We start from the raw sequence: 15,364 nt of genomic DNA, 5'->3' as shown, positions 1-15,364 counted from the left end.
CCTCAGGGTGCGGTCTCGTCCCGCGCCGCCGCCCGGGCCGCCGCCTCGTGCAGGGCGAGCTCCAGCACCGCCGGGTCGGTGAGGGTGCCCCGGCCGTCCGGGGGCACCAGCCAGCGCACGCCGCCCGTCGCCCGGCCCGGGTACGGGACCACGATCCAGGTCCCGCGTCCCGCTCCCCGTACGCCCGTGCCGATCCAGCCGGAGGCGGTGCCGGGGGGTACGAAGAAGCCGAGCCGCAGCATCCGCGTGCGGCCCTGCCGGACGGCGGGGAAGTCGGCGAGCACCGGGCCGGGCCGGTCCACGAGCAGCGGCAGCACGTCGAGCGCGGCCCGGCCCAGCGCGCCGGGCGTGATCAGTACGTCCCAGCGCCGGCCGGCGGGCAGCAGGGCGACCCCGAGGGGGTTGCGCTCCCACTCCCAACGGCAGGCGTCCGGATCGGGCGCCACCGATACCAGCCAGTGCACTGCCGCCTTGTCCCCCGGGGTCGTCATCGCCCGGCCTCCGTTCCCTCGAGCGCGGTGGAGGCTCCTTCGGTGAAGGCCTCTCAGCTGGAGAGAGCGGGGCCGGACGCGGCTATGACGCGGGTTCCGGCCCACCGTGGTGGTGAATCGGGTCACCGGTCCGGTGACGGCGTGCGCCGGGCGCGGTCGGGCGGCGGCGCGGCGGCGGGCCGCCCGGCCGCTCAGCTGTCGAAGCCCAGCCCGAACCGGTCGAGCGCCTTGAGCCAGAGGTTGCGGCGCCCGCCCCGGGCGTCGGCACGGGCCAGCGACCACTTGGTGAGGGCGATGCCGGTCCAGGCGAACGGCTCCGGCGGGAACGGCATCGGCTTGGACTTCACCATCTCCAGTTCGGTCCGCTCGGTGCGCGCGCCGTCCAGCAGGTCGAGCATCACGTCGGCGCCGAAGCGGGTGGCGCCGACGCCGAGGCCGGTGAACCCGGCCGCGTACGCCACCTTGCCGGAGTGCGCGGTGCCGAAGAAGGCGGAGAACCGGGAGCAGGTGTCGATGGCGCCGCCCCAGGCGTGGCTGAACCGGATGCCCTCCAGCTGCGGGAACGCGGTGAAGAAGTGCTGCGCGAGCTTGAGGTACGTCTCGGGGCGGTGGTCGTACTCGGAGTCCAGCTTGCCCCGGTAGGGGTAGATGGCGTCGTAGCCGCCCCACAGGATGCGGTTCTCCGGGGTGATGCGGAAGTAGTGGAACTGGTTGGCGCTGTCGCCGAGGCCCTGCCGGTTGTCCCAGCCGATGGCTTTCAGCTGGTCGGCGGTGAGCGGCTCGGTCATCAGCGCGTAGTCGTAGACCGGGACGGTGAACGGGCGGATCCGCTTGACCAGGGACGGGAAGATGTTGGTCCCCAGCGCGACCCGGCGGGCGAAGATCCGCCCGTACGGGGTGCGGACGGCCATGCCGGCGCCGGAGGCGGCCAGCGAGAGCCCGCGGGTGTTCTCGTAGATCCGCACGCCGAGCCCGAGGCAGGCCCGCTTGAGGCCCCAGGCGAGTTTGGCCGGGTTGAGCATGGCCACGCCGTCGGTGTCCCACAGCCCGGCGAGGAAGGTCGGGGAGTCGACCTCGGCCCGGACCTCGTCGCGGTCCAGCCAGCGCGAGCCGTCGGCGAGACCCAGCTCGCGGGCCTCTTCGTACAGTTCGCGCAGCTCCTCGACTTGGTGGGGCTCGGTCGCCACGTCGATCTCGCCGGTGCGCTCGAAGTCGCAGTCGATGCCGTAGCGGGCGATCGCCGCCTCGATCTCGTCGAGGTTGCGGGCGCCCAGCTCCTCCAGCTTCGCCAGCTCGCCGGGCCAGCGGGCCAGGCCGTTGGCGAAGCCGTGGGTGAGGGAGGCGGCGCAGAAACCGCCGTTGCGGCCGGAGGCGGCCCAGCCCGCCTCCTTGCCCTCGATCAGGACGACGTCCCGGGCGGGATCGCGCTCCTTGGCGATCAGCGCGGTCCACAGGCCGCTGTAGCCGCCGCCGATGACCAGCAGGTCGCAGGCCTCGTCGGAGGTCAGAGCCGGCTCGGCGGCGGGCTTGCCGGGGTCGTCCAGCCAGTACGAGACCGGCAGTGCTTCGGAAAGGGATTGCGCAACGCTTCGCATGGCGACTGGGGCCATGTCTTCCAACTCCCTACAGAGCTACTTGGGCTGTGCCTTCTTGCGGCGGTTGCCGATCGTCTGACCGGCGAGGACCACCAGCACCGCGATGACGAACATCGCCGTGCCGATGACGTTGATCTGGACGGGCGTACCGCGCTGGGCCGATCCCCACACGAACATGGGGAAGGTGACGGTGTTGCCCGAGTTGAAGTTGGTGATGATGAAGTCGTCGAAGGAGAGCGCGAAGGAGAGCAGCGCGCCCGCCGCGATACCGGGGGCCGCGATCGGCAGGGTGACGCGCAGGAAGGTCTGCACCGGTCCCGCGTAGAGGTCGCGGGCGGCCTCCTCCAGCCGCGGGTCCATGGACAGGACGCGGGCCTTGACCGCGGCGACGACGAAGCTGAGGCAGAACATGACGTGGGCGATCAGGATCGTCCAGAAGCCCAGCTGGATGCCCATGTTGAGGAAGAGGGCCAGCAGCGAGGCGGCCATCACGATCTCGGGCATCGCCATCGGCAGGAAGATCAGCGAGTTGACCGCGCCGCGCGCCCGGAAGCGGTAGCGGACGAGCGCGAAGGCGATCGCCGTGCCGAGGACGGTGGCGCCGATGGTGGCCCACAGGGCGATCTGGAGCGACAGTGACAGGGAGCCGCACAGGTCGGCGACCCCGCAGGGGTCCTTCCAGGCGTCGAGCGAGAACTCCTGCCAGGCGTAGTTGAAGCGCCCGGTGGGGTTGTTGAAGGAGAACACCGTCACGACGACGTTCGGCAGGATCAGGTAGGCGAGGGTGCCCAGACCCGCGATCACGACGAGGTTGCGGCGGAGCCAGGCGATGGGGGTACGCATTAGACCAGGTCCTCCGTCCCCGCTCGGCGGATGTAGATGGTGACCATGATCAGCACGATGGCCATGAGGATGAAGGACAGCGCGGCCGCCGTCGGGTAGTCGAGGATGCGCAGGTACTGCGACTGGATGACGTTGCCGATCATCCGGGTGTCCGTCGAGCCGAGCAGTTCGGCGTTGACGTAGTCGCCGCTCGCCGGGATGAAGGTGAGCAGGGTCCCGGAGACCACGCCCGGCATCGAGAGCGGGAACGTCACCTTCCGGAAGACCGTGGCGGGCCGGGCGTACAGGTCGCCGGCCGCCTCGTGCAGGCGGGTGTCGATGCGCTCCAGCGAGGTGTACAGCGGGAGGATCATGAAGGGGAGGAAGTTGTACGTCAGACCGCAGACGACCGCGAGCGGCGTCGCCAGCACCCGGCTGCCCTCGGTGATCCCGAGCCAGCTGGTGACGTCCAGGAAGCCGACCTTGTCGAGGACGCCGACGACCGGGCCGCCGTCGGCCAGGATCGTCTTCCAGGCCAGCGTGCGGATCAGGAAGCTGGTGAAGAACGGGGCGATGACCAGCACCAGCAGCAGGTTGCGCCAGCGGCCCGCCTTGAAGGCGATCAGGTACGCGAGCGGGTACCCGAGGAGCAGGCACAGCACGGTGGCGGTGCCGGCGTACGCGAGCGAGCGCAGGAACTGCGGGACGTAGCCGGTGAAGGCGTCCCAGTAGGTCTGGAAGTGCCAGGTGACCTTGAAGCCCTCTTCGAGGGAGCCGGTCTGCACCGAGGTGGAGGCCTGGTAGACCATCGGCAGGACGAAGAACACCAGCAGCCACAGGATGCCGGGCAGCAGCAGCCAGTACGGGACCAGCCGCTTGCGCAGCGACGGCTTGTGGACCGGGGGTTCGGCCGGGGGGGCCGCCTGGGGCGGCGCTGCGGTGGCGGTCACGCGGACTCCTCGACCGTCTCGATGCCCGCGTCGATGTCCTGTGCCGCGTCGAGGCCGAACGTGTGATCGGGGTTCCAGTGCAGGACCACCCGGGCGCCGGCGGTCAGGCGGGCGTCGCGCTCGATGTTCTGGACGTACACCTCCAGCTCCGGGCAGACCGGGCTGTCGATGACGAACTGGGTGGAGACGCCGATGAAGGAGGAGTCGGCGATCGTGCCGGTGATCTTGTTGCGGCCGGCCGCGATGCTGTCCTCGTCGTCCGCGTGGACCAGGGATATCTTCTCGGGACGCACCCCGACCAGCAGCTTTCCGCCGGCCCGGGGCGTGGTCGAACATCGCGCGGCGGGCAGCCGGAGCTTCGTCCCCGCGCTGGAGACGACGACGTCGGCGGCGCCGGCCTCCAGGACCTCTGCCTCGATGAGGTTGGAGGTGCCGAGGAAGTTGGCGACGAAGGTGGTCTTCGGGTTCTCGTACAGCTCCGCGGGGGCGCCCAGCTGCTCCACCCGGCCGCCGTTCATCACCGCGACGGTGTCGGCCATGGTCATGGCCTCCTCCTGGTCGTGCGTGACGTGCACGAAGGTGATGCCGACCTCGGTCTGGATGCGCTTGAGCTCCAGCTGCATCTGGCGGCGCAGCTTGAGGTCGAGGGCGCCGAGCGGCTCGTCGAGGAGCAGCACCTGGGGGTGGTTGATCAGGGCGCGGGCGACGGCGACGCGCTGCTGCTGGCCGCCGGAGAGCTGGTGCGGCTTGCGCTCGGCGAACTGGCCGAGCTGGACCAGCTCCAGCATGTCGTCGACCTGCTTCTTGACGGACTTGATGCCGCGGCGGCGCAGCCCGAAGGCGACGTTCTCGTAGATGTTCAGGTGCGGGAAGAGGGCGTAGCTCTGGAAGACGGTGTTCACCGGGCGCTTGTAGGGCGGCAGCTGGGTGACCTCGCGGTCGCCGAGGCTGACCGTGCCGGTGGAGGGTTCCTCCAGGCCGGCGATCATGCGCAGGGTGGTGGTCTTCCCGCAGCCCGAGGCGCCGAGCAGGGCGAAGAAGGAGCCCTGGGGAATGGTGAGATCGAGCGGGTGCACGGCGGTGAAGGAGCCGTAGTGCTTGCTGATCCCGGCGAGGCGGACATCGCCGCCCGCGGTCTTGTCAGTCATGGGCCTGGGCCTTCGGTGGTGGTGTCGTCAAAAAGGGCGGGGGCGCGGGTGCCGGTCGGGCCCCATCAGGCGCCGATGAGCTTGGTGAACTTCTCCTCGTACGCCGTCTCTTCCTCGCTGGTCAGCGAGCGGAAGGCGTGCGATTTGGCGGCCATTTCCTTGTCCGGGACGATCAGGACGTTGTCCGCGAGCGCGGGGTCGATCTTCGCGAGGTCTTCCTTGACGCCGTCGACGGGGCAGACGTAGCTGATGAAGGCGGCGAGCTGGGCGGCGACCGCGGGCTCGTAGTAGTAGTCGATGAGCTTCTCGGCGTTCGCCTTGTGCCTGGCGTGTGCGGGAACCAGCAGGTTGTCGCTGGAGCTGAGGTAACCGGCGGCCGGGATGGCGTACTTGATGTCCGGGTTGCCGGCCTGGAGCTGGATGACGTCGCCCGCCCAGGCGAGGCAGGCCGCGAGGTCGCCCTTGTCGAGGTCGGCCGTGTAGTCGTTGCCGGTGAAGCGGCGGATCTGCTTGGTGTCGACGCCCTTCTGGAGCCGGCCGATGGCCCCGTCGAAGTCCGCCGTGGTGAAGGCCGCCGGGTCCTTGCCCTGGTCGAGCAGGGTCATGCCGACGGTGTCGCGCATCTCGGTGAGGAAGCCGACCCGGCCCTTGAGGGTGGGGTCGTCGAGCAGCTGCGTGACGGAGTCGACCTTCCTGCCCCCGGTGGCCTTGACGTTGTAGGCGATGACGGTGTCGATGCCCGTCCACGGGTAGCTGTGGGCGCGGCCCGGGTCCCAGTCGGGGTTGCGGAACTGCGGGATCAGGTTCGCGTAGGCGTGCGGGAGGTTGGCGGGGTCCAGCTTCTGCGCCCAGCCGAGGCGGATGATGCGGGCCGCGAGCCAGTCCGTGACGACGATCAGGTCCCGGCCGGTGTCCTGGCCGGCGGCCAGCTGCGGGCGGATCTTGCCGAAGAACTCGACGTTGTCGTTGATGTCCTCGGTGTACTTGACCTGGATCCCGGTGCGCTTGGTGAAGTCCTCCAGGGTGGGCCGGGACTTCTCGTCGTCACTGGTGTCCATGTACTCGGTCCAGTTGGAGAAGTTGATCTCCTTCTCGGCGGCCGAGTGGTCGTCGGTGGCCGCCGTCGCGTCGCCTTCCCGCTTGGCGGGCGGGATGCCGCAGCCGGTCAGCCCGTACAGGCCGCCGACGGTGAGCGCCCCGATGCCGGAGGCGCGCAGCAGCGACCGCCGGGTGAGGGCGCCGCGGCCGCTGGTGAGGCTGCGGCGTATCGCGGCGAGTTGTGGCGGCGAGAGGCTGCCGGGCTCGAACTGCTCCATGCGCTGTGCCCTTTCGGGTGGGTGTGCCGCTCGGTCGGGCGGTCTCGGCTATCTGTCCCCGAAGATCGTGCGGTGCCAGTCCTTCGCGGCGACCGCGGTGTTGTCATACATCACGTGCTTGACCTGCGTGTACTCCTCGAAGGAGTAGGCGCTCATGTCCTTGCCGAAGCCGCTCGCCTTGTAGCCCCCGTGAGGCATCTCGCTGATGATCGGGATGTGGTCGTTGACCCAGACGCAGCCGGCCTTGAGCTCGCGGGTGGCGCGGCCCGCCCGGTAGACGTCCCGGCTCCAGGCGGAGGCCGCGAGCCCGTACGGGGTGTCGTTGGCCAGCGCGATGCCCTCGTCGTCGGTGTCGAAGGGCAGGACGACGAGGACCGGGCCGAAGATCTCGGACTGGACGACCTCGCTGTCCTGCGCGGCGCCGGAGATCAGCGTGGGCCGGTAGTACGCCCCCTGCGCCAGCTCGCCGCCGGGGACCTCGCCGCCGGTGACCACCGTGGCGTACGCGCGGGCGCGCTCGACGAAGCCGGCGACGCGGTCGCGCTGGGCGTGCGAGACCAGCGGGCCGAGGTCGGTGTCCGGCGCGAAGGGGTCGCCGAGGCGGACGGTCTCCATCAGCTCGGCGACCCGGGCCACGAAGGCGTCGTGCAGGGGTCGCTGGACGTAGGCGCGGGTGGCGGCGGTGCAGTCCTGGCCGGTGTTGATGAGGGAGGCGGCGACGGCGCCGTGCGCGGCGGCCTCCAGGTCGGCGTCGTCGAAGACGAGGAACGGGGCCTTGCCGCCGAGCTCCAGGTGGAGGCGCTTGACGGTGGCGGTCGCGATCTCGGCGACGCGCTTGCCGACGGCGGTGGAGCCGGTGAAGGAGGTCATCACCACGTCCGGGTGGCCGACCAGGTGCTCGCCCGCGTCCCGGCCCGCGCCGGTGACGATGTTGACCACGCCGTCCGGCAGGCCCGCGTCCTTCGCCGCCTGGGCGAACATCAGCGAGGTCAGCGGCGTGAGCTCGGCGGGCTTGAGCACGATGGTGTTGCCCGCGGCGATCGCCGGGAGGATCTTCCAAGCCGCCATCTGGAGCGGGTAGTTCCAGGGGGCGATCGAGCCGACGACGCCGATGGCCTCGCGCCGTACGTAGGAGGTGTGGTCCCCGGAGTACTCGGCGGCCGCCTGTCCCTGGAGGTGGCGTGCGGCGCCCGCGAAGAAGGCGGTGTTGTCGATGGTCCCCGGTACGTCGAACTCCGTCGACAGCTTGATCGGCTTGCCGCACTGGAGGGATTCCGCGTACGCGAAGTCCTCGGCCTGCTCGGCCAGTACGGCGGCCAGCCGGTGCAGTGCGTCCGAGCGCTCGCCGGGGGTGGCCGCGGACCAGGCGGGGAAGGCCCGCTTCGCGGCGGCGACGGCCTCGTCCACGTCCGCCGGGCCGGCGAGCTCGTAGGTGAGCACCTCGGCGCCGGTGGCGGGGTCCACGACGGTGTGTGACCGTCCTGAGGTGCCGGACCGGAGCCGGCCGTCGATGTACTGCGCGCCCTCTGCGAAGCGGTCCTTGAACTGGAAGCGGCTGCCCATCACGCTCTCACGCTCTCCGTAGCTACAGTTCGGGGTGGACCCGAATTGAGTGCCGATCCTGACAGAGGTGCACCTCTCGGCCAAGTGATTCCGTTGTTGCCTTTTGATTACGCGACGGAATCGGTCGACCATGTGTCGAGGCACACCCGAAATCCCGTACGAAGTGTCAGTGGCGACTGCCAGACTCGCGTGCATGGAGAAGATCGACAACTTGATCGGCCAGGTCAGCCGTGGTGAGCGGGTGAAGTACCTGCCTTTCTGGGGACACCGCCCGAGGCCGGACGGCAGTCTCGGACCGAGCTGTCTCAGCCAGTGGTGGCCCGCGCCCTTCACTGTGGGTGAGGTCCGCTACGCCTCGGCGGAGCACTGGATGATGGCCGGGAAGGCACGCCTGTTCGGGGACGCCGAGGCGGAGCGCGCGGCGGTGGAGGCGGGGAGTCCGGCGGCGGCGAAGAAGGCCGGCCGGCTGGTGCGCGGCTTCGACGAGGCGGTGTGGGAGCGGGAGCGGTACGCGCTGGTCGTGGCGGGCAGCGTGCACAAGTTCGGCTCCGATCCCGCGCTGCGGGCGTACCTGCTGGGCACCGGCGACCGGGTCCTGGTGGAGGCGAGCCCGCTCGACCGGATCTGGGGCATCGGGCTGGCCGCGGACGACGAGCGCGTGGGCGATCCGGCCCGCTGGCGGGGCCTGAACCTGCTGGGCTTCGCCCTGATGGACGCCCGGGACCGGCTGCGGGTGGCGGACGGAGCGTGAGCCCGGCGGCGGAGCGCCGCCGGGTCGCGGCGGTGATCATCCGGGACGGCTGTCTGCTCATGGTCCGTGAGCGCGGCCGGGGCCCTGCCGGGCGGCACGACGGCCCGGAGTACTGGACCCTGCCGGGCGGCGGCCTGGAGCCCGGGGAGGAGCCGCAACAGGCGGTCCGGCGGGAGGTGGCCGAGGAGACCGGTCTGGCGGCCCTGGCGGTGCGGTACGCCTACGAGGCTCCCTACCCGTCGGGGTGGACCTCTTGCTACCGGGTCGAGGTGGGACCCGGGGAGCCCCGGCTGGGCGTCGACGGGGACCTGGAGTGCGACTGTCCCCGGATGGTGGGGCTGGTCTGGGTCCCGCTCGCGAGCGCCCTGGTCGGCCACGACGAGGTCATGGTGCCGACGCTGCTCATGGCGGCGTCGGTCTGACCCCGCCGCGCCCCTATCCCCGTACCGGCTGCGGGAGGGGTGCGTCCGGCTGTCGGGGGGTGGCGTCCGGGGCCGCGGCGGCCAGGCGGGCGAGGCGGCGGGCCGTCTCGGAGCCGGGCGGCGTGGTGTAGACGACCACGAGCTGATCGGGTTCGCCGGGCAGGGCGAGCGTCTCGTAGGGAAGCACCAGCCTGCCGACGAGGGGGTGGTCGATGAGCTTGACGCCGTGGGTCTTCTCCTTGACGGCGTGGTCGGCCCACAGCCGCCGGAACTCCTCGCTCCGGTCCGCCAGCTCCTGCGTCAGCGCTGCCATCAGCGGGTCGCCCGGGTGCTGCCCCGCGTCGAGGCGCAGATAGCCGACGGTCTCCTCGGCGATCCGCGCCCACTGCGGGTACAGCTCGCGCGCGGCCGGGTCGAGGAAGACGTGACGGGCGATGTTGCGGGAGTCGGCGGGCATGCGGGAGTGGCCGGCGACGGCGTCCGCGAGGGCGTTCCAGGCCAGGATGTCCATCCGGCGGCCGAGGACGAAGGCGGGCGCGGCCCCGCCGACGGCGTCCAGCAGGAGCCTGACCCCGGGACGGACCTCCTGGACCGCTTCGGGCGCCGGGGCGGGACGAGCCAGGGCGCGCAGGTGGGAGTGCTCCGTGGGGTTGAGCCGAAGCACCCGGGCGATCGCGTCGAGCACCGCGTCCGAGACGCTGGGGCCACGGCCCTGTTCCAGGCGGATGTAGTAGTCGACGCTGACACCCGCGAGCAGCGCCACCTCCTCGCGCCGCAGTCCCGGTACGCGGCGCCGGCCGTGCGAGGGCAGGCCCGTCTCCTCGGGCTGGATGCGGGCGCGGCGCGAGCGCAGGAAGTCTCCGATGTCCCCGGTCATGCGTTCGATCTTAGTCAGGATGGCTGTCGGCGCCGGGAGGCCGAGCGGTCAGCCTGGTACTGGCAGTCCCAGGAAAAGCACGACCCTGGGCCGGTCCGGGCCGCGCGGCCAGGCTGGGTCACGTCACCGGAACGCCTCCGGAGACGGGACGCGAAGGAGCCACGGCAATGACGTACGCAACCCTGGAAGGCCGCACCGCCCTGATCACGGGGGCCGCGAGCGGGATCGGCGCCGCGACCGCGCTGCTGCTCGCCCGCCACGGCGTGCAGGTGGCCCTGCTCGCCCGCCGGGCCGACCGCTTGGAAGAAGTGGCCGGCAAGATCCGGGCGGAGGGCGGCCGGGCGCTCACCGCCGCCGCCGACATCACCGAGCAGAGCGCGGTCGACGCCGCCGTCGAGCGCGTCCACAGCGGGTTCGGGCCGGTGGACCTGGTGGTCAACGCGGCCGGGGTGATGATGCCCAACCCGATCCGGGACGGCCGCACCGATCAGTGGCAGCGGATGCTCGACACGAACGTCGGCGGGGCGCTGCGGGTCATCGGGGCGTTCACCCCGGACCTGGTCTCCCGCGCCGCCGAGGGCGGCACCGCCGACCTGGTCAACATCTCCTCCATCGCCGCGCACCTCCACTTCCCCGACTACGCGGTCTACGGAGCGACGAAGGCGGCGCTGACCCACCTCTCCCAGTCCCTGCGCACGGAACTGAGCCCGCAGCGGGTGCGGGTCACGAACATCGAGCCGGGTATGACCGACACCGAGCTGCCGCAGGGCATCGACAACCCCGCCCTGGCATCGGAACTCTCGGGCATGTTCGACGCGATCGGCCCCCTTGCGGCGGAGGACGTGGCGGACCTGGTCGCCTACGCCGCCAGCCGCGCCCGCCACGTCAACCTGCGTCAGTTGGTCATCCAGCCGACCACCCAGGCATGACGGTCCGGCAGGCCGGTGCGGTCATATCCGCTCCTGCACCTGGGGGTCCGACGACGGGCCGTGGTAGTCGTCGCCGCCGGAACCGGAGAACGGGCCCGGCCCGAGTATGAGCAGCACCGTCAGGGCGGCGCCGATCACGATGCCCACCACGCCGCAGATGAGGCCGGCCAGCGCGACGCCGCCGTTGGTGGCCTCACCCCGGTTCGCCTTGCCCCGGCCCAGCGCGCCGAACACGACCGCCGCTATGCCGAACACGACGGACCCGAACACGGTGGGACAGGCCAGCACCGCGAGTATCCCGAGGACGAGCGCGGTGACGCCGAAACCGTTGCTCGGCTGCGGGTAGCCGGGATACCCGGGGTACCCCGGGTAGCCGGGCGGAGCGCCGTAAGGGGGCTGCCCCCCGTACCCGGGCGGGGCACCGAACCCCGGCTGGACCGGCGGCGTCGCCGGCCCGGGGTAGGCGTAACCACCCGGGTCCGGCTGCGCCGGGTACCCGTAGGCCGCCGGCGCGCTCCCCGCCCCCGGCGGCCCCGCCACCGTCGGGTGCTCGTGGCCCCCCGGGCCGCCCGGCGCGTCCTTCGGCCCGGCAGGCTCCGACGCGGGCCGCTCGGGCGGCGGCGCCCACGGGTCCCTCGGTTCAGGGCTCTGGTGGTCGGTCATGCGGCGCCCCCCTCTCGTACATCCATGCTATGCGCCGGCACCGACACGGCCCGGCCTGCCTACGATGAAGCCGACCTGCCCGCACCCGCGTCCTTCCGGAGGCCTCCATGCCCGACCTGCACCCCTTCATCGCGGGGCTCCCCAAAGCCGAACTGCACGTCCACCACGTGGGCTCCGCGTCCCCGCGCATCGTGGCCGAACTCGCCTCCCGGCACCCCGACTCGAAGGTTCCCACCGACCCCGAGGCCCTGGTCGACTACTTCACCTTCACCGACTTCGCCCACTTCATCGAGGTCTACCTGTCGGTCGTGGACCTGGTCCGCACTCCCGACGACGTACGCACCCTCACCTTCGAGGTTGCCCGCGACATGGCCCGGCAGAACATCCGCTACGCCGAGCTGACCATCACCCCGTACTCCTCCACCCGTCGCGGCATCGACGAGGACGCCTTCATGGCCGCCATCGAAGATGCCCGCAAGGCGGCCGAGGACGAGCTCGGCGTCGTCCTGCGCTGGTGCTTCGACATCCCCGGCGAGGCCGGCCTGGAGGCCGCGGCCGAGACGGCCCGGCTCGCCGTCGACCTGCGCCCGGAGGGCCTGGTCTCCTTCGGCCTGGGCGGTCCCGAGATCGGCGTGCCGCGCCCGCAGTTCAAGCCGTACTTCGACCGCGCCCGGGCGGCCGGCCTGCACAGCGTCCCGCACGCCGGCGAGACCACCGGCCCGGAGACGATCTGGGACGCCATCAACGAGCTTGGCGCCCAGCGCATCGGCCACGGCACCAGCGCCACCCAGGACCCGGCGCTGCTCGCGTACCTCGCCGAGCACCGCATCGCGCTGGAGGTGTGCCCGACCTCCAACATCGCGACGCGCGCCGTCACCGACATCGACCTGCACCCGATCAAGGAGATGGTGCGGGCCGGCGTGCTCGTCACCATCAACAGCGACGACCCGCCGATGTTCGGCACCGACCTCAACAACGAGTACGCGGTCGCCGCCCGGCTGCTCGAGCTCGACGAGCGCGGGCTCGCGTCGCTCGCGAAGAACGCCGTCGAGGCTTCCTTCCTGGACCCGGCGGGCAAGGCGAAGCTCATCGCGGAGATCGACACGTACACGGAGGCGTGGCTGGCCTCCTGACGGCCCCGCAGAATGGGGGCCATGCGCACCCTGACTGCCGTCGGCCACCGCGGCGATCCCTACCGAGTCCGTGAGAACACCCTCAACTCGATCCGCTCCGCCTTCGCCCGTGGGGCGGACGCGGTGGAGGTCGACGTACGGCTGACCCGCGACGGGGTCCCCGTCCTGCTCCACGACGAGACGCTCCAGCGGCTGTGGGGCCACGACGTACGGCTCGACGCCGTCACGGCCGCGCAGCTCAGGGACATGACGGCGGGCGGGGTCCCGGCGCTGCGCGAGGCACTGGCGGCGGCCGGCTCCGGCCGGCTGATGCTGGACCTGCCGGGGGCCACGCCGGAGGCGGTACGGGCGGTCGTCGAGGAGGTCCGCGCCTGCGGTGCGCGGGAGCGCACGTACTACTGCGCGGGTCCGAACTCGATGCTGGCCGTCCGCGCCGCCGACCCGCAGGCGGAGATCGCCCTGACCTGGACCACGCTCTCGCCGCCGCGCCGGGTGCTGATCGACGCGGTGAAGCCGGCCTGGCTGAACTACCGGTTCGGGCTGGTCAGCCGGGAGCTGACCGACGCCGTGCACCGGGACGGGCTGAAGGTGTCCGCCTGGACGGCGGACACGAAGCGGACGATGCGGGCGCTGATCACGGCCGGGGTGGACTCCGTCACCACGAACCGGGTGGACGCGCTGGCGGCGGTGCGGGCCGAGCTCGGGCGGTGATACGCGCCTGGGGGGAGCGGTTCCGGCGGGCCGGTCCGCGCCGGCAGGACCTGGGGCTGACGCTGCTCGTGCAGTTGGCCGTCTCGATGCCGTTCGTGGTGCCCCGGGCGGCCGACCTGCCGCCGGCCGACTGGGCCTCGTACGGGATGACCACGCTCGGGGTGCTGCCGCTGGTCTGGCGGCGGCGGGCCCCGGTGACGGTCCTGGTGGCCGTCCTCGTGGTGGGCGGGGTGTGCAAGCTGACACTGGACGGGCCGGGGCAGCCGCTTCCGTACGCGGGGCTGATCGCCTTCTACACGGTGGCCCTGCGGTGCACGGCCCGGGTGCGGCTGGTGGTGGCGCTGTTCACGGTGGTGGCGGTCGCCGTGTCGGTGGGGTGGAACACGGGGTCGGCGCGCGAGCTGCTCTTCACGGTGTTCGTGTCGGTCGCCGCGTACGCGCTCGGCCGCCTCCAGTACACGCGGCAGGCGTACACCCGGGCGGTCGAGGCGCGGGCGGCGGAGCTGGAGCGGGCCAACCGGATCGAAGCGGAGCAGGCGGCGGCGCGCGAACGGGCCCGGATCGCTCGGGAGATGCACGACATCCTCTCGCACGCCGTCAGCATCATGATCGTGCAGGCGGAGGCCGGTCCGGTGGCGGTGCGCCGCGCACCCGAGCGGGCGGAGGCGGCGTTCGAGGCCATAGCGGGGACGGGGCGGGAGGCGATGGCGCAGCTGCGTTCGATGCTGGGAGTGCTGCGCACCGAGGAGGGGGCGCCGCGCAGCCCGCAGCCGGGCGTGGCGGAGCTGGCGGGGCTGCTGGAACGGGTACGGAGCAGTGGCCTGGAGGTGGCGTACGAGCGCACGGGCGAGGTGCGCGGCCTGCCGGCCGCGCTGGAGGCGACGGTGCACCGTGTCGTACAGGAGGCGCTGACCAATGTCGTCAAGCACGCCCGGGCGGTGCGGGCCGCGGTGCGGCTGGACTACGCGCCGGGGGCGCTGACCGTGTCGGTGACGGACGACGGGCGGGGGCCGGGCGGCTCGCGGGGCGGTCACGGCCTGATCGGGATCCGCGAGCGGGCGGCGGCGCACGGCGGGACGGCCGAGTGTGGTCCGGGTCCCGGCGGCCGCGGATTCCGGGTCCGCGTGACCCTGGTGACCTCGGAGGTAGCCTCGGCGCCGGAGGTGGCGAGTTGACGATCCGTGTGGTGGTGGCCGACGACCAGGAACTGGTGCGCAGCGGCTTCGCGATGATCCTGGACGCGCAGGACGGCATCGAGGTGGTCGCGGAGGCCGGGGACGGGACGGCGGCGGTGGCGGCGGTGCGGGAGCTGCGGCCGGACGTGGCGCTGCTGGACATCCGGATGCCGGTGACGGACGGGATCGAGGCGTGCCGGACGATCTCGGCGCTGGGCGGCTGCCGGACGGTGATGCTGACGACCTTCGACTCGGACGAGTACGTCTACGAGGCGCTGCACGCGGGGGCGAGCGGGTTCCTGTTGAAGGACGTGCGGCGCGACGACCTGGTGCACGCGGTACGGGTGGTGGCGGCGGGCGAGTCCCTGCTGGCGCCTTCGGTGGCGCGGCGGCTGATCGAGGAGTACACGGCGGTGACGGCGCGTCCGGCGCCCGGGGCGGCGTTGCCGGCCGGGCGGCTGGAGGCGCTGACGGCGCGGGAGCGGGAGACGCTGCTGCACCTGGGGCGGGGGCTGTCGAACGCGGAGATCGCGGCGGCGCTGACGGTGACCGAGCACACGGTCAAGTCGCACGTGGGGAACGTGCTGGCCAAGCTGGGTCTGCGGGACCGGATCCAGGCGGTGATCTGCGCCTACGAGACGGGGCTGATCGCGGCGGGAGGCGGGTCCCCCGTGCGGGGTACTCCCTCTGGGGAGTGAGAGACGGGGTGTCGGCTCGCTCGCGCAGGTGAGTTGTCGTACCGCTGAAGACCCCTCTTGTTGGTGATCCGCAACTACCCGTGTGACCTGGAGCATTGGGGCCATCGGGGCGGAGGTCGC

The 15,364-nt window shown here is 72.0% G+C and carries 16 protein-coding genes; 7 read left to right on the top strand and 9 right to left on the bottom strand.

Annotation, left to right across the window (positions count from 1 at the left end; genetic code table 11):
- Positions 1-2 precede the first annotated feature (2 nt).
- From ACZ4M3_RS31040 to ACZ4M3_RS31010, 7 genes are all read right to left on the bottom strand, one after another.
- On the bottom strand, positions 3-491 hold the full coding sequence (locus tag ACZ4M3_RS31040; RefSeq protein ID WP_467738238.1) for a bifunctional DNA primase/polymerase: 489 nt from the start codon (positions 489-491) through the stop codon (positions 3-5).
- Between the two features lie 191 nt (positions 492-682).
- On the bottom strand, positions 683-2,101 hold the full coding sequence (locus tag ACZ4M3_RS31035) for an NAD(P)/FAD-dependent oxidoreductase (protein ID WP_467738236.1): 1,419 nt from the start codon (positions 2,099-2,101) through the stop codon (positions 683-685).
- Positions 2,102-2,122: 21 nt separating this feature from the next.
- Entirely contained in the window at positions 2,123-2,929 is an 807-nt protein-coding gene (locus ACZ4M3_RS31030; protein WP_453351657.1) for an ABC transporter permease, read from the bottom strand.
- Complete coding sequence (locus ACZ4M3_RS31025; protein WP_467738234.1) at positions 2,929-3,858, bottom strand: ABC transporter permease; 930 nt, start codon at positions 3,856-3,858, stop codon at positions 2,929-2,931. The genes ACZ4M3_RS31030 and ACZ4M3_RS31025 overlap by 1 nt, the downstream gene beginning before the upstream one ends.
- Complete coding sequence (locus ACZ4M3_RS31020; protein WP_467738232.1) at positions 3,855-5,006, bottom strand: ABC transporter ATP-binding protein; 1,152 nt, start codon at positions 5,004-5,006, stop codon at positions 3,855-3,857. The genes ACZ4M3_RS31025 and ACZ4M3_RS31020 overlap by 4 nt, the downstream gene beginning before the upstream one ends.
- Before the next feature lie 65 nt (positions 5,007-5,071).
- Positions 5,072-6,322: an ABC transporter substrate-binding protein gene (locus ACZ4M3_RS31015; protein ID WP_467738230.1), complete on the bottom strand. Its 1,251-nt coding sequence runs from the start codon at positions 6,320-6,322 to the stop codon at positions 5,072-5,074.
- A 48-nt stretch (positions 6,323-6,370) separates the two neighbouring features.
- Positions 6,371-7,885, bottom strand: coding sequence for a gamma-aminobutyraldehyde dehydrogenase (locus tag ACZ4M3_RS31010; RefSeq protein ID WP_467738330.1), 1,515 nt, complete (start codon positions 7,883-7,885; stop codon positions 6,371-6,373).
- A 193-nt stretch (positions 7,886-8,078) separates the two neighbouring features.
- Here ACZ4M3_RS31010 and ACZ4M3_RS31005 point away from each other — a divergent pair, with 193 nt between their 5' ends.
- Together ACZ4M3_RS31005 and ACZ4M3_RS31000 are read left to right on the top strand one after the other, a co-directional pair.
- On the top strand, positions 8,079-8,636 hold the full coding sequence (locus tag ACZ4M3_RS31005; protein WP_467738228.1) for an NADAR family protein: 558 nt from the start codon (positions 8,079-8,081) through the stop codon (positions 8,634-8,636).
- Complete coding sequence (locus tag ACZ4M3_RS31000) at positions 8,633-9,058, top strand: NUDIX hydrolase (RefSeq protein WP_467738226.1); 426 nt, start codon at positions 8,633-8,635, stop codon at positions 9,056-9,058. The genes ACZ4M3_RS31005 and ACZ4M3_RS31000 overlap by 4 nt, the downstream gene beginning before the upstream one ends.
- A gap of 13 nt (positions 9,059-9,071) precedes the next feature.
- Here the strand turns inward: ACZ4M3_RS31000 and ACZ4M3_RS30995 are convergent, their stop codons facing one another.
- On the bottom strand, positions 9,072-9,935 hold the full coding sequence (locus tag ACZ4M3_RS30995) for a helix-turn-helix domain-containing protein (RefSeq protein WP_467738224.1): 864 nt from the start codon (positions 9,933-9,935) through the stop codon (positions 9,072-9,074).
- A 167-nt stretch (positions 9,936-10,102) separates the two neighbouring features.
- On the opposite strand from ACZ4M3_RS30995, the gene ACZ4M3_RS30990 reads away from it, so the two are divergent.
- Entirely contained in the window at positions 10,103-10,864 is a 762-nt protein-coding gene (locus ACZ4M3_RS30990; protein WP_467738222.1) for an SDR family oxidoreductase, read from the top strand.
- A gap of 21 nt (positions 10,865-10,885) precedes the next feature.
- Here ACZ4M3_RS30990 and ACZ4M3_RS30985 read toward each other — a convergent pair whose 3' ends face one another.
- Positions 10,886-11,527, bottom strand: a complete 642-nt coding sequence (locus tag ACZ4M3_RS30985; protein WP_467738220.1) for a DUF4190 domain-containing protein — start codon at positions 11,525-11,527, stop codon at positions 10,886-10,888.
- 107 nt (positions 11,528-11,634) lie between these two features.
- Between ACZ4M3_RS30985 and ACZ4M3_RS30980 the strand changes: the two genes are divergently transcribed.
- The 4 genes from ACZ4M3_RS30980 to ACZ4M3_RS30965 are packed head-to-tail and all read left to right on the top strand — an operon-like array spanning position 11,635 to position 15,244.
- Positions 11,635-12,660 (top strand): adenosine deaminase, encoded by a 1,026-nt coding sequence (locus tag ACZ4M3_RS30980; RefSeq protein ID WP_467738218.1) that lies wholly within the window; start codon positions 11,635-11,637, stop codon positions 12,658-12,660.
- Between the two features lie 21 nt (positions 12,661-12,681).
- The gene (locus ACZ4M3_RS30975; RefSeq protein ID WP_467738216.1) at positions 12,682-13,371 is read left to right on the top strand and encodes a glycerophosphodiester phosphodiesterase; all 690 of its coding nucleotides are present in this window, start codon (positions 12,682-12,684) and stop codon (positions 13,369-13,371) included.
- The gene (locus ACZ4M3_RS30970; RefSeq protein WP_467738214.1) at positions 13,368-14,546 is read left to right on the top strand and encodes a sensor histidine kinase; all 1,179 of its coding nucleotides are present in this window, start codon (positions 13,368-13,370) and stop codon (positions 14,544-14,546) included. Before ACZ4M3_RS30975 ends, ACZ4M3_RS30970 begins: the two co-directional genes overlap by 4 nt.
- Positions 14,543-15,244, top strand: a complete 702-nt coding sequence (locus ACZ4M3_RS30965; protein WP_467738212.1) for a response regulator transcription factor — start codon at positions 14,543-14,545, stop codon at positions 15,242-15,244. The genes ACZ4M3_RS30970 and ACZ4M3_RS30965 overlap by 4 nt, the downstream gene beginning before the upstream one ends.
- The last annotated feature ends 120 nt before the right edge of the window (positions 15,245-15,364 follow it).

This window comes from Streptomyces sp. NPDC026522, assembly GCF_055567555.1.
Note: the sequence above shows the minus strand (reverse complement) of the source record. Positions and strands in the feature narration are given on the sequence as shown.